Annotated in this window: 15 protein-coding genes and 1 riboswitch; of the genes, 8 read left to right on the top strand and 7 right to left on the bottom strand. The window is 37.0% G+C overall.

The annotated features are described in order from the left end of the window. Positions 1 to 307: 307 nt before the first annotated feature. The 7 genes from thiW to SJW71_RS19780 all read right to left on the bottom strand — a co-directional run bounded on the left by thiW (position 308) and on the right by SJW71_RS19780 (position 6,940). Positions 308 to 808, bottom strand: coding sequence for an energy coupling factor transporter S component ThiW (gene thiW / locus SJW71_RS19810; protein WP_274795769.1), 501 nt, complete (start codon positions 806 to 808; stop codon positions 308 to 310). Positions 809 to 900: 92 nt separating this feature from the next. Beyond that, a riboswitch (TPP riboswitch) is annotated at positions 901 to 1,008 on the bottom strand. Between the two features lie 65 nt (positions 1,009 to 1,073). Then, a complete protein-coding gene (locus SJW71_RS19805; protein ID WP_322611373.1) occupies positions 1,074 to 2,270 on the bottom strand; it encodes an MFS transporter in 1,197 nt (398 codons plus the stop codon). A gap of 341 nt (positions 2,271 to 2,611) precedes the next feature. Continuing rightward, complete coding sequence (locus tag SJW71_RS19800; RefSeq protein WP_274795772.1) at positions 2,612 to 3,685, bottom strand: ABC transporter substrate-binding protein; 1,074 nt, start codon at positions 3,683 to 3,685, stop codon at positions 2,612 to 2,614. Beyond that, positions 3,682 to 4,479 (bottom strand): ABC transporter permease, encoded by a 798-nt coding sequence (locus tag SJW71_RS19795; protein WP_274795773.1) that lies wholly within the window; start codon positions 4,477 to 4,479, stop codon positions 3,682 to 3,684. The genes SJW71_RS19800 and SJW71_RS19795 overlap by 4 nt, the downstream gene beginning before the upstream one ends. After that, a complete protein-coding gene (locus SJW71_RS19790) occupies positions 4,476 to 5,285 on the bottom strand; it encodes an ABC transporter permease (RefSeq protein ID WP_274795775.1) in 810 nt (269 codons plus the stop codon). Before SJW71_RS19790 ends, SJW71_RS19795 begins: the two co-directional genes overlap by 4 nt. Further along, complete coding sequence (locus tag SJW71_RS19785; protein ID WP_312504765.1) at positions 5,275 to 6,381, bottom strand: ABC transporter ATP-binding protein; 1,107 nt, start codon at positions 6,379 to 6,381, stop codon at positions 5,275 to 5,277. The genes SJW71_RS19790 and SJW71_RS19785 overlap by 11 nt, the downstream gene beginning before the upstream one ends. Positions 6,382 to 6,397: 16 nt before the next feature. Next, on the bottom strand, positions 6,398 to 6,940 hold the full coding sequence (locus tag SJW71_RS19780; RefSeq protein ID WP_274795777.1) for a helix-turn-helix domain-containing protein: 543 nt from the start codon (positions 6,938 to 6,940) through the stop codon (positions 6,398 to 6,400). A 406-nt stretch (positions 6,941 to 7,346) separates the two neighbouring features. Here SJW71_RS19780 and SJW71_RS19775 point away from each other — a divergent pair, with 406 nt between their 5' ends. The 8 genes from SJW71_RS19775 to SJW71_RS19740 all read left to right on the top strand — a co-directional run bounded on the left by SJW71_RS19775 (position 7,347) and on the right by SJW71_RS19740 (position 12,521). Continuing rightward, a complete protein-coding gene (locus tag SJW71_RS19775) occupies positions 7,347 to 7,889 on the top strand; it encodes a peroxiredoxin (protein WP_274797273.1) in 543 nt (180 codons plus the stop codon). A gap of 149 nt (positions 7,890 to 8,038) precedes the next feature. Then, on the top strand, positions 8,039 to 8,494 hold the full coding sequence (locus SJW71_RS19770) for a TlpA family protein disulfide reductase (RefSeq protein WP_274795778.1): 456 nt from the start codon (positions 8,039 to 8,041) through the stop codon (positions 8,492 to 8,494). Positions 8,495 to 8,639: 145 nt separating this feature from the next. After that, on the top strand, positions 8,640 to 9,302 hold the full coding sequence (locus tag SJW71_RS19765; RefSeq protein WP_031418843.1) for a potassium channel family protein: 663 nt from the start codon (positions 8,640 to 8,642) through the stop codon (positions 9,300 to 9,302). A gap of 4 nt (positions 9,303 to 9,306) precedes the next feature. Continuing rightward, positions 9,307 to 9,786, top strand: coding sequence for a hypothetical protein (locus SJW71_RS19760; RefSeq protein WP_312504763.1), 480 nt, complete (start codon positions 9,307 to 9,309; stop codon positions 9,784 to 9,786). Positions 9,787 to 9,919: 133 nt separating this feature from the next. After that, a complete protein-coding gene (locus tag SJW71_RS19755; RefSeq protein ID WP_431811360.1) occupies positions 9,920 to 11,023 on the top strand; it encodes a GNAT family N-acetyltransferase in 1,104 nt (367 codons plus the stop codon). A 64-nt stretch (positions 11,024 to 11,087) separates the two neighbouring features. Next, positions 11,088 to 11,474, top strand: coding sequence for an LD-carboxypeptidase (locus SJW71_RS19750; protein ID WP_431811359.1), 387 nt, complete (start codon positions 11,088 to 11,090; stop codon positions 11,472 to 11,474). A 93-nt stretch (positions 11,475 to 11,567) separates the two neighbouring features. Continuing rightward, positions 11,568 to 12,008, top strand: coding sequence for a hypothetical protein (locus tag SJW71_RS19745; RefSeq protein ID WP_431811358.1), 441 nt, complete (start codon positions 11,568 to 11,570; stop codon positions 12,006 to 12,008). A gap of 18 nt (positions 12,009 to 12,026) precedes the next feature. Then, complete coding sequence (locus tag SJW71_RS19740; RefSeq protein ID WP_312504761.1) at positions 12,027 to 12,521, top strand: GNAT family N-acetyltransferase; 495 nt, start codon at positions 12,027 to 12,029, stop codon at positions 12,519 to 12,521. Positions 12,522 to 12,666: the final 145 nt, after the last annotated feature.

The following is a 12,666-nucleotide window of genomic DNA, read 5'->3' as shown; positions in this document are numbered from 1 at the left end:
GGGTTGGAGTATCCGCTCCAAAAGTAAAGGAAAGCGCTCCAAAAAGTGGTGTATCCGCTCATAAAGTGAAGGGAAGCGCTCCAAAGAGTGTTGTATCCGCTCCAAAAGTAAGGGAAAGCGCTTCAAGGGTGTTGTATCCGCTCCAAAAGGAAGGAGAAGCGTTCCAAGGGTTGGAGTATCCGCTCCAAAAGTAAAGGAAAGCGCTCCAAAAGCAAATGTCCCCGCTCTAAAAGAACAAACAAAGTTATCATCAGATATAATGGAATTTCTCCATCTAATACTATATAAAAACACAGAACCCGTTCACTCAATAAAGTGAAGAATTAAAGCTCTTTACTAGGACGGTCTTCCGCAAACTGTTAGCAATCACTACGCCTAAAAGAGCACCAATAGTACTGGATGTTAAAAAGGCTGGCATGAAGAATAAGGCAGCTACGGAGGTCCCCATTAGTAACTTTGCATAAGGTACAGCGATCAGTGAAGCAAGAATTCCTGTTCCAATGATTTCGCCAATGCCAGCTAACCACATTTTACTGCTGTATTTATAAGCGAGAGCAGCACATAATGCGCCAATAACACTGCCAGGGATCGCTAATAATGATCCTGTCCCTGTAAGGATTCGAATGATGGCAGTAACAAAGGCAATTAGGACTGTAGGAACTGGCCCTAATAGAATTGCACCTACCACGTTAATTGCATGCTGGATGGGAAAGGCACGTGCAATTCCTGTCGGGATGGAGACAAAGGTAGAGCCTGCTACGGCAATAGCTACTAATAAAGCCATGACCGTTAATTTACGAATTGACATCAAGTTCACTCCTTTTGATAAAGTTTCACTAGGGAAATAAAAAGGCCGCTACCTAAAAACAATAGGAAGCGGCCTCGCGTATACAATGATAATAGCAAGTAGCGCCACTTCCCTCCGCTAGTATGAACTAGATCAGGTTCAAAGGGTCCGTATCTAAACATATACGTCTCAGCCTTTTAAAGACTCCCCTAGTGGTTAATTTTATTTAATTAGTTTACCAACACTAATGTAACATACTGCTAAAAATAGTCAATGATTTTTCAGACTACTTTGTATCTGGATGCATTAAATGAGGTGCTTTTTTCAATGTCCAGACAAGAGCAAGGAAGAAACATGCTAATAATATGATGGAGCCAAAAATATACGGGCTGTTCATATTCCAGTCGAATAATAGACCTGCTAATGCTGGTCCAATCATATTACCAAGACTCATATAAGCATTATTCAAGCCTGCAGCAAATCCCTGTTCTTTCTCTGCAAGCTTTGAGATTAGCGTATTAACAGCTGGTCGAATTAGTGTTGTTGCTGTAGAGAAAATAGTTGCTACAACTAATATAAGGGCAAAGCCAGAAACGAATAATATTAAGAAAATAGCAACGGATGCAATAAATAAATTGACTAATACGACTTTCATTTCACCAAAACGATTAAATAGTGGTGTAATAATAAACATTTGTACAACGACCCCAAAAGCACCACCGACAACTAAAATAATCGCGATATCTACGGGTGTGTAATTAAACTTTTCTGTCACGAATAAGGACAAAGTCGTTTGGAAATTAGCAATGCCGAACGAGAACACGAGCATAATTATGAGCATAACAAAATAAGGCATATGTATGGAACGAGCCATTTGCTTCGCCAGATTGTCTTGCTTTTGTTTCTGCTGAGCAGTGTTTGGTTTGGTAGAAGGTAATAAAAAGTAAGATAAAATAGATGCTACAATGGCAGCAGCTCCAGCTGTGAAAAATGGGAAGTGTAAGCTTACCTTTGCCAAAAAGCCACCAATACCAGGTCCTATCATAAAACCAAGAGACATAGCAGCACCTAACATACCCATTCCTTTCCCACGTTCTTCATAGGTTGTGACGTCGGCTACAAAAGCCATAATAGGAGGTGCAACAAATGCAGAACCAAGACCACCTAAAAAGCGTGCTAGAAAGAGCATCCATACGTCTGTAGCAAGGCCAAAGCCGATTTGTGCAAGACCTGTCACGATAAGACCGAAAATAATTAAATTTTTTCGACCATACTGATCCGAAAGATTCCCAGCAATTGGAGAAAATACGAATTGAGCTAAGGCGAACGTTGCAATAAGCATACCTAGAACTTGTCCTGCTGCACCGAATATTTTTAAGTACTCAGGCATGACAGGAATAATAATCCCAATACTCCCCATTGCGATAAACATGTTAAACATTAAAATATACAAAGCCGCCTTATTGGACTTCTGCTGGGTCATCGAATAAACCCCCTTTTTTTGTAATCAAATATAGTACAGTCTATCATAAAGAATTATCGCTTGGCTATTAGTTAAGATTATTGAAGTGGTTCGATATTTAGAATGGTTTTCCACAAAAGTTTTCTTCTTAGGTTATTTAAGATGACATGTGATGCTATATTTCTAAGTTTTAAATAATAAATTATTCATTTGACAATTGCATGATAGAAGGGGTATGTGAAAATGTGGTCATATACTAAAGTTTCTGTGACAGAAAGAACTGAATTGTTTTTTAACTATAATGAATATGCATGCAGATAAAAACTAGCGAATTGGTGTGTGAACCAATTCGCTAGTTTAAATTATCGTATACTCATTTTAAATTCTAAAAACAATTCATTATATTTTCCTAAATAGTCTGGCCCTAAGTTTTTATAGACCTCTAATGTTTCTCGTTGTTCCTCTGAAGGGTAATAGCGTTCATCAGAAACAACTTCTTCGTCCATTAAGTCCATCGCTGCAATATTAGGCGTAGAATAGCCCACATAATCGGCATTTTGAGCACCAGATTCAGCACTTAGCATAAAATTGATAAAGGCATGGGCACCATCGATATTTTTCGATGTTTTGGGAATAACCATATTATCGAACCATAAATTCGAACCTTCGTCAGGTACAGCAAAATCTAGTTCCTCATTTTCATACATCATATCGGCTGCTTGCCCAGACCAAGTGAGGGCTACAGATGCCTCATTATTGATCATTAATGGTGTAATTTCATCACCAATAATGGCTTTTACATTGGGTGCTAGTGTGATTAACTTATCAGTCGCTTCACGTAGTTCGTGATTATCTAATGAGTTCAGTGAATAGCCTAGACTGTTTAAGCCCATTCCAATGACTTCACGAGCACCGTCTACTAAAAAGACTTTACGCTTTAATGAAGGATCCCATAAATCTTCCCAAGAAGAGAAATCTAAATTACCAACAAGACTCGGATTATAAACAATGCCTACTGTTCCCCAAAAATAAGGAACGGAATATTTATTGTCATCATCGAATGGTAAATCTAAGAAGTAAGGATCGATATTTTTTAAGTTAGGGATTTTCGTTTTATCTAAAGGAATCAATAAATTTTCTTCCTTCATTTTTTCAATCATATATTCAGAAGGGACAGCAATATCGTAAGCTGTTCCGCCCTGTTGAATTTTTGTCATCATGGCCTCATTGGAGTCGAACGTTTCATAGATGACATGAATACCTGTTTCTTTTTCAAATTGCTTTAATAGGTCAGGGTCGATATATTCTCCCCAGTTAAAGATCGTTAAAGTGTTTTTTCCACTTTTACCGCCACCTGCACTTAAGGCGTCCGCCGCATAGAATAAAAGGGCTGAAACAACAAGAATGGCGATGGTTGCTTGAATTAAAGACTTCATCGTTGCCCCTCCATTCTTTTACTTGTACGACTTGTAATGAAATAATACCCTACGACGATTAAAACAGTAACAAAGAATACTAAACCAGAAATAGCATTAACCGTTAGAGAAATTCCTGCACGCGCCATTGAGTAGATTTCAACCGATAATGTACTGAAGCCATTACCAGTAACGAAAAATGTCACGGCAAAATCATCTAATGAATAAGTAAGAGCTAGGAAGAAGCCTGCAAAAATACCTGGTTGAATATAAGGTAAAATAACACGCATCATGACATCCTTTTTTGTTGCCCCTAAATCTAATGCTGCATCAATTAATGATTTATTCATTTCAAGTAGTTTAGGTAGAACCATTAATACAACAATCGGTACACTAAATGCGACATGTGCTAATAAAACAGAAGCAAAACCTAATTTAATGCCAACCATTGTAAATAAAATTAAGAAGCTTGCCCCGATAATAACGTCTGGGCTGACAATTAAGACATTGTTTAACGATAGTAAAGTATTGCGCATTTTTGAGTCTTTGACTGTGACAATACCAATGGCCCCGAGCGTCCCAATAATAGTAGAAATTAAAGCAGAAAGTAATGCAACAATTACAGTATTAATTAAAATAACGAGTAGACGTGAATCCTCAAAAACGGCCTGGTAATGCTCTAATGTAAAGGATTCGAAATTATTCATGGAACCGCCACTATTGAATGAGTAAAAGATTAAATAGAAGATTGGTGCATACAGAACGATAAAAACAATCGTTAAATAGACTTTGGCTGATGTAGATAGTTTGTTCATCGTACGCGACCTCCTTTATCTTTTTGTCCCGTAATTAGCATAATGATTACCATGAATAAAATTAAAAACACAGCAATAGTTGAACCCATGCCCCAATTTTGTGTCACAAGGAATTGCTGTTCAATCGCTGTACCAAGTGTAATAACACGGTTCCCAGCAATTAATCGCGTAATCATGAACAGTGATAGAGCAGGAATAAAGACGACTTGAATCCCAGATTTAACGCCATCCATTGTCAGTGGTAAAACAACACGACGGAAGGTAGTAAAGGCAGATGCTCCTAAATCACGGGATGCATAAATAAGTGTTGGGTTTAAACGATCTAGCGAGTTGAAGATCGGTAAAATCATAAATGGAATAAAAATATAGACTGACACAAAGACAAAGCTAATATCCGTAAAGAGCATTTGCTTTGGATCGAAGCCAAAAACTTCGATAAATGCATTAATTGGTCCGTATAAACCAAAGATACCGATAAAGGCATATGTTTTTAACAATAGATTAATCCATGAAGGAATAATAATTAGCAGTAGCCAAAGTTGCTTATGCTTTGTTTTCGTTAGAAAATATGCAGTTGGGTATGAAATTACTAAAGTAAAGAATGTAATTAAAAATGCATACCAAAACGAACTCAATGTCATCTTTAAATAAACAGAAGTAAAGAACGCTTTATAGTTATCGAGCGTGAAATTGCCATGTAAATCGAGTAGGGAGTAATAAACAACGAGTGCAATTGGCGCGATAACGAAAAAGGCAATCCATAAGACATATGGAAATAACGCTGATTTCGATGTCTTAGTTTGCATCTTCGTCGTCTCCATATGACTCTAATCGTTTATCGAACTCTTCCTCTGTTTCGTTTAAACGCATTACATGAATCGCCTCAGGATCAAAGTCTAAGCCGATTTCTGTCCCTACTTCTGCTTTTTTCAATGAATGAACTAACCATTCATTGCCATCCTTGTCGTACGTAGATAATTCATAATGAACGCCACGGAATAGTTGAGTATCCACTTTTACGACAAGTTTGCCTCTTTCAATTGTTGTCATTTCTAAATCTTCAGGACGAATGACAATATCAATTTTTTCATTTGGCTTCATCCCTTGGTCGACACATTCGAAAATTTTGCCAGTAAACTCCACTTTGAAATCTTCAATCATTACACCAGGCACAATATTAGATTCACCAATAAAATCAGCTACGAAGCGATTAATTGGTTCATCATAAATATCTACTGGTGTACCAGATTGCTGAATTTCCCCTTCACTTAAGACAAAAATTTCATCACTCATCGCTAGGGCTTCTTCTTGATCGTGAGTGACAAATACAAAGGTTTTACCAAGACGTTGCTGCAATTCACGTAATTCATATTGCATTTCAGTACGTAGCTTTAAGTCTAATGCTGACAATGGTTCATCCAGTAAAATGACTTCAGGATCATTGACAATGGCACGTGCAATCGCCACACGTTGACGTTGACCACCAGACATCTCGGAGATTTCTCGGTTGCCGTAGCCTGCTAAATTGACAAATTTCAGGGCTTCAGCGACACGTTCTTTTATTTCAGTTTCAGGCAGCTTCTTAATGCGTAGTCCAAATGCAACATTTTCAAAAACGTTTAAATGCGGAAACAGAGCATAATCTTGAAAAACCGTATTGACCTGACGTTCATTGGCAGGCACTGCATTAATTTTTTTATCGTGGAAAAACACATCACCTGTTGTTGGTTCTGTAAAACCTGCAATAATACGTAAAATCGTTGTTTTCCCGCAACCAGATGGACCAAGAAGTGTATAAAATTTACCTTTTTCAAGCTCTAAGTTAATATTTTTTAAGACGACAGTACCGTCACTATAGGCCTTTGAAACATTTTCAAAGCGGATAATTGAATTCGTTGTCATTGATGCGCCTCCTTAGCTATAAATATGAATCCGTTGCAACGAGCAAAATTTTCGTTTCTGCAGCGTGAGCATTAAAAATTTGATGATGGTCTGTCGCGTCAAAATAAAGGGCATTACCTTCACTTGCGATATACTGTTCATTCCCTAAAACGAGACGAATACGCCCTTTGACCACATAAATAAAAGTTTCTGAGAGCGATGGCTCAAACTGTTTAAACTCACCATTAGCAGCAAACGTTAAGAAAATGGGCTCCATTTCTTTCTCATTGGATGTGGGGATCAGCCATTGAATTTCATATTTTTTTTCTTCATCTGTATAGGTAGATTGATCTTCCTCTGTATAAACAACCTTCTGTTCAGGTGATTCATCATCAAAAAAGTCCTTAGGTGTTGACCCTAAAACTTCTAAAATCGAAAATAATGTTTCAATAGAAGGTGAGTTCAAATCACGTTCTAATTGGGATATATATCCTTTGCTTAAATCTGTACGTTCTCCAAGTTCCTCTTGGGTAAGACCCTTTTTTAAACGAAGCGCTTTAATTTTTGCTCCTATTTGCATCTTTTCCCTCCTAGAAGAAGTTTAGCAATCATAAACTTTAGAAATATGAAGTTTACTTTAACGAAACTTTTAGTTTACTAAAACCATTACAATTATACATAATAATTAAAAATTTGCAATCGTTTTTGGTGAAAAAAATGGCTACTATTTGTAAAAAAATTAGGCATAAAAATTAAGGAGAAAATTTTTGTATAGAGTAGAATAATATTGTTAAAAATAGCTAATAGATAAGCGGTAGTAGAAATTCCAACTGTGTATTTGACGAATTTTTGTCAATCCACTTTAATCGTACAAACAGGCGGAGTTTACTTGTTTGAAAAACAACGATTACTCTGCTATCGTAGTAGACGAGTTCGCTTGTGCGAATGGAACATATAATCTACATATTTATTCGGAGGGATTTATTATGGCAGAACGCATGGTAGGTAAACAAGCACCTGACTTTACAATGGAAGCAGTACTTCCAGACAAATCATTTGGAAAAGTATCTTTAGAAGATATTAAATCACAAGATAAATGGACAGTTCTTTTCTTCTATCCAATGGACTTCACATTCGTTTGTCCAACAGAAATCACTGCAATGAGCGATCGTTATGACGAGTTCGAAGACTTAGATGCAGAAGTAATCGGTGTTTCTACTGATACAATCCACACTCACTTAGCATGGATTAACACAGACCGTACGCAAAATGGTCTTGGAGAATTAAAATATCCATTAGCTGCTGATACTAACCACCAAGTATCTAAAGAATACGGTGTTTTAATTGAAGAAGAAGGTATTGCACTACGTGGTTTATTCATCATTAACCCAGAAGGCGAATTAAAATACCAAACAGTATTCGATAACAACATCGGTCGTGATGTTGATGAAACATTACGTGTACTGCAAGCATTACAAACAGGCGGCCTTTGCCCAGCAAACTGGCGTCCAGGTCAAGCAACTCTATAATCAAAACAGAGTCCAGCTATTAGTTAACAAATTAAGAGTCCCCACGACAAGCTTGTGGGGACTTTTAACTGAATTTTTGTGTTTAGGAAGGTTTATAGACCGTTATTTATCTATCCGAAAACAATGTATATATTAGAGGAGGATTTCTTATGAAACTTCGTGAACAAATGCCCGAACTAGTAGGCGCAACAACATGGTTAAATGGTGAAGTATCAAAAGCTGATTTAGTTGGCGCAAAACCAACATTAATCCACTTCTGGTCAGTAAGCTGCCATTTATGTAAAGAGGCAATGCCAGATGTTAACAATTTCCGCGATCAATATAAAGATGAATTAAATGTTGTAGCAGTACATATGCCACGTTCTGAGGCAGATACTGACTTAGACACAATTAAAGCGGTAGCTGCAGAGCATGATATTGTACAGCCTATCTTTGTAGATAGTGAAATGAAACTAACAGATGCTTTTGAAAACCAATATGTACCAGCATATTTTGTGTTCGATAAAGATGGTCAGCTTCGTCATATGCAAGCTGGTGGTAGCGGTATGAAAATGCTAGAAAAACGTGTAAACCGCGTACTAGATGAGATGCGTAACGCTGAATAATAAAATATGGGGAGACGGGGATCTAGATCAGGTCCTCGTCTTTTTTCATTGTCCTCTATTGTCGAATCGTTCTCGTTTTGACAATACATATCGCAGAGAATACGCTACAATGGTGTTATAGTAGTTTTCGGAGGGATTTTTTATGATGAAAAAAGAGTTTGCGGTCATAGGGCTTGGACGATTTGGTGGAAGTATTGTTCGTGAATTAATGAGTCAGGGCGCACAAGTAATGGCGATTGACCATTCTTCAGAGCGTGTAGACGAATTTGCTTCTATTGCTACTCAAGCTGTCATTGCAGATTCAACAGATGAATCGGTACTGAATTCACTAGGTATCCGAAATTTTGAGCATGTGATTGTAGCAATAGGTGAAGATATTCAAGCGAGTATATTAACAACAATCATATTAAAGGAGATTGGTGTTGAGCAAATTACGGTGAAGGCTCAAAACGATTATCATGAAAAGGTTTTGCGTAAAATTGGTGCTGATTTTGTTGTCCATCCAGAGCGAGATATGGGTATTCGTATTGCCAACAATATGTTATCGAATACAGTGCTAGATTATTTAGAGCTATCAGATGAACACTCTATTATGGAATTGAAGGCAAATGACGCAATCGCGGGATACTCTATTATGGATTTAGATATTCGTGCGAAGTATGGCATTAACATTGTGGGTCTTAAACGTGGTGCTGATATTATTGTATCGCCTCAGGCAAGTGATAAGATTTTATTAGGGGATATCATGCTTGTGATTGGTGCCGATGTGGATATAAATCGATTTGTTAAAAAGGCATTGAATGGGTAAGAGAATGACGAAACGAAGATGGAGACTTGTCATATTTGCAGCAATTATATTAATTGGTGCCTTTACGATGCAATATAGAGAAAAAAATGAAGATGAGGCTATCTCCCAGATTTTAGATCATGCAAACGAAATTGACGCCATTGAATTAATACAGGGGAAAAAGACTTTATTTCAGGCTACCAACGATGAAGCAAGAGACTTTATTGAGGATTATCCATTAAGCCATGTCAGAGACCTTTCTAAAAAAGAAAGAACCATTTTTGAAGAACAACCAGCTTATCATATTGTTTATAAAATAAAGGATAAGCCACTCTATGAGGTCGATCTATTAAAAGTTGCCATTAGTTCAGAATTAGATGAAGAATTGCAAGAAATGGTCTTCACCATTGGTGATGGACAATATTTGATCTATTGGGCCAAAGAGAAAAAAGCACTCGAACAATCAACCAAAACACAACGTTTACTTGAACGGTACGGACAATAATTACTAGGTAGTGATACAGCATTTAGTGCTAATCACTACCTTTTTACATACCTTAAAGTAATATTTGGAAAAAATGTTTGATTTCTGGATGATCATTGCATTACACTTTGACATAAAGAAGGGGAGAAGAAAAATGAAGTTTAAAACAAATAATTGTGTCATTGAACGATTGCAACCGCATCACTACAAAGATATTCACACGCTATACTCCAATACACAAGTTAGAACCTATCTTGGAGGTGTTCCTGATGATAGCTATATTGAGGCTTCCTTTAAGGGCATGGTGGAAGCACCATTTCCTAATACATATTTTTATATTACCTTAAGGACGACAGGTGAATTTATAGGTCTTGTCTCAATCGATGAATATCATGATAAGGATTTATATGAGCTATCCTATCAATTTTTACCTCAGTATTGGGGGAGGGGGTTGGCGTTTGAGGTTCTTACTGAAGTGATTGAGGAGGGTATGAATTGTCTGAATATACCATCTATTGTAGCGGAAACACAAACAGCTAACAAGGCATCTTGTCTCTTACTCGAAAAGTTAGGAATGCAAAAAGTCCAGGTATTAGAACGATTTGGTCATGAACAAGCAGTATATGAATTACGAAAAAACAAGGAGATATCTAGACAAATAATAGCGCTATCTGGTGGAGGTTTTTCACAACATTTTCCTTCATTTATCGATGATTATATTTTACGGCAATGTAAATCAAATGAACGACTCAATATTTGTTTTATTCCGACGGCAAGTAACGATGCTCAGGGATATATCGACAGGTTTTATTCAGCGTTTCAGCATTGTGAAGCAACTCATATTTTGCAAAATGATATGCGTGATAAAAACATTCGGGAAAGAATCCTTGCCCAACATATTATTTATGTAGGTGGGGGCAATACAAGTTTTCTACTCGAAAAGTGGCGTCAATATTGTTTTGATGATGTATTAAAGGAAGCTTATCAAAATGGAGTTATCTTAGCTGGCATCAGTGCAGGGGCGATGTGTTGGTTTGAAAAGTGTTTCAGTGAAAATAAAGATAATATCTATGAAGAATGTGACGGACTAGGAATATTACCTGGCGCATTTTGTCCACATTACGAAGATGATGAGCGGAAACAAGCATTTAATAACTGGAAGGAAAGTCAACCTACACTACCAACCTATACACTTATTGATACAGAAACATTACACTTTAAGGATGAAAAATTAGTGGCTAAAATTCAAACCTATTAAAAGGGGGATGGAAAAACTGTGAGAATCCCACCAAAAATTAGCCTTTGGAGATGAAATACGTATTATGGCTCCAAGTCTAAGTGCTAAAGTATTAACTTCAGAGATGATGGAGCTAACTAAGAATATATTGGAGGAATTGGGGTTTATCGTTACATTTGGTCACCATATTTTTGAAAGTGATTTTCAACAATCTTCATCTATAGTGCAGCGTGTGGCAGATATACATGATGCCTTTCTGGATCCTCAAGTAAAGGCCATCTTAACGGTGCTTGGAGGATACAACTGTAATGAGGTTTTACCGTATTTAGATTATCGAATGATTGCTGAAAATCCAAAAATACTTTGTGGGTTTAGTGATATCACAGCTTTAGCAACTGCTATTACTAAAAAATGTGACTTTATTACGTATTCAGGTCCTCATTTTTCTAGCTTTCGTATGGAACAAGCCTAGGAGTATCAGCTTTCCTATTTTCAAAAGTGTTTAATGGGCGATAAACCATTTCTTTTAAGATCCTCTAGTGTATGGAGTGACGATGCCTGGTATATGGACCAGAAGCATCGGCGCTTTGAAGCAGCAAATTGGAAAGTTTATTCTGAAGGGGAGACAAGTGGTCAGCTTTATGGTGGAAATTTGTGTACGTTAAATTTACTGCAAGGAACAGCTTACATGCCTGATTTATCGGATTGTATTTTATTTTTGGAAGATGATGAGTTGGTGAATCCTGCTATCTTTGCACGGGACTTAACGTCGATACTGCAAACAACAACTCGAATAAAGGGATTAGCAATAGGGCGCTTTCAGCGAGCCTCTGATATGACAGAAGAACAATTACATTTCATTTTAAACAAGCATCCAATGTTGAAAACAATACCTGTCCTATATGATGTGGAGTTTGGGCATACACAGCCTATTTTTACCTTCCCTATTGGAGGGAACATCTACATGAATACAAAAGATATGTGGATGCGGGTGAATATATTCTAGAAAGAGAGTGTGTAGATAATGCAAATACGACAAGCAACGGGAAATGATAGTGAACAAATTATAGCGGTCATGACAAATGCAGAGGCATCCAATTTTATGTTATTCGGACCAGGAGAGCGAAAATTACAACCTGAGCAATTTGCACAGTATATAGACAAGGTCCATGATAGCCACCATTCAGCTTTATTCGTAGCTGAAATCGATGAGAAGGTAGTTGCTTATTTAATCGTACAAGGCAATGAACCTACAAGAATTGCCCACCGTGCTTATCTTGTCATAGGCATACACAGTGACTATAGAGGAAGAAAAATTGGCACAGCATTATTTAAGCATGTAGAAAATTGGGCGAAAGAAAATGGTATACATCGTCTGGAGTTAACGGTTTTGGAGAATAATGAGGCTGGGATTGCCTTATATAAGAAAATGGGTTTTGACATTGAAGGAACAAAACGAGATTCCTTGTATGTTGATGAGCAATATATCAATGAATATTACATGTCAAAGTTATTATGAGAAAGGACTATATTGATGATTTATAACGTATTTGAATCTTGTACTGTGATAGCTCTTACAAAGAAGCTATCTGTTTTCAAAATAGATAATTTCATTTTTCACCTTCTCTACATTAACTAAAAAGTCGACCTTATAGTGAATTAGG

The organism is Lysinibacillus sp. FW12 (assembly GCF_050817245.1).
Taxonomy (GTDB): domain Bacteria; phylum Bacillota; class Bacilli; order Bacillales_A; family Planococcaceae; genus Lysinibacillus; species Lysinibacillus irui.
Note: the sequence above shows the minus strand (reverse complement) of the source record. Positions and strands in the feature narration are given on the sequence as shown.

Bases quoted from the DNA above. Each gene is read 5' to 3' on its own strand.
- SJW71_RS19740 (WP_312504761.1), top strand. From the start codon at position 12,027: ATGCAAATACGACAAGCAACGGGAAATGATAGTGAACAAATTATAGCG.
- SJW71_RS19805 (WP_322611373.1), bottom strand. From the start codon at position 2,270: ATGACCCAGCAGAAGTCCAATAAGGCGGCTTTGTATATTTTAATGTTT.
- SJW71_RS19780 (WP_274795777.1), bottom strand. From the start codon at position 6,940: ATGCAAATAGGAGCAAAAATTAAAGCGCTTCGTTTAAAAAAGGGTCTT.
- SJW71_RS19790 (WP_274795775.1), bottom strand. From the start codon at position 5,285: ATGCAAACTAAGACATCGAAATCAGCGTTATTTCCATATGTCTTATGG.
- SJW71_RS19760 (WP_312504763.1), top strand. From the start codon at position 9,307: ATGACGAAACGAAGATGGAGACTTGTCATATTTGCAGCAATTATATTA.
- SJW71_RS19795 (WP_274795773.1), bottom strand. From the start codon at position 4,479: ATGAACAAACTATCTACATCAGCCAAAGTCTATTTAACGATTGTTTTT.
- SJW71_RS19770 (WP_274795778.1), top strand. From the start codon at position 8,039: ATGAAACTTCGTGAACAAATGCCCGAACTAGTAGGCGCAACAACATGG.
- SJW71_RS19745 (WP_431811358.1), top strand. From the start codon at position 11,568: ATGGACCAGAAGCATCGGCGCTTTGAAGCAGCAAATTGGAAAGTTTAT.
- SJW71_RS19750 (WP_431811359.1), top strand. From the start codon at position 11,088: ATGGCTCCAAGTCTAAGTGCTAAAGTATTAACTTCAGAGATGATGGAG.
- SJW71_RS19785 (WP_312504765.1), bottom strand. From the start codon at position 6,381: ATGACAACGAATTCAATTATCCGCTTTGAAAATGTTTCAAAGGCCTAT.
- SJW71_RS19755 (WP_431811360.1), top strand. From the start codon at position 9,920: ATGAAGTTTAAAACAAATAATTGTGTCATTGAACGATTGCAACCGCAT.
- SJW71_RS19800 (WP_274795772.1), bottom strand. From the start codon at position 3,685: ATGAAGTCTTTAATTCAAGCAACCATCGCCATTCTTGTTGTTTCAGCC.
- SJW71_RS19765 (WP_031418843.1), top strand. From the start codon at position 8,640: ATGAAAAAAGAGTTTGCGGTCATAGGGCTTGGACGATTTGGTGGAAGT.
- thiW (WP_274795769.1), bottom strand. From the start codon at position 808: ATGTCAATTCGTAAATTAACGGTCATGGCTTTATTAGTAGCTATTGCC.
- SJW71_RS19775 (WP_274797273.1), top strand. From the start codon at position 7,347: ATGGCAGAACGCATGGTAGGTAAACAAGCACCTGACTTTACAATGGAA.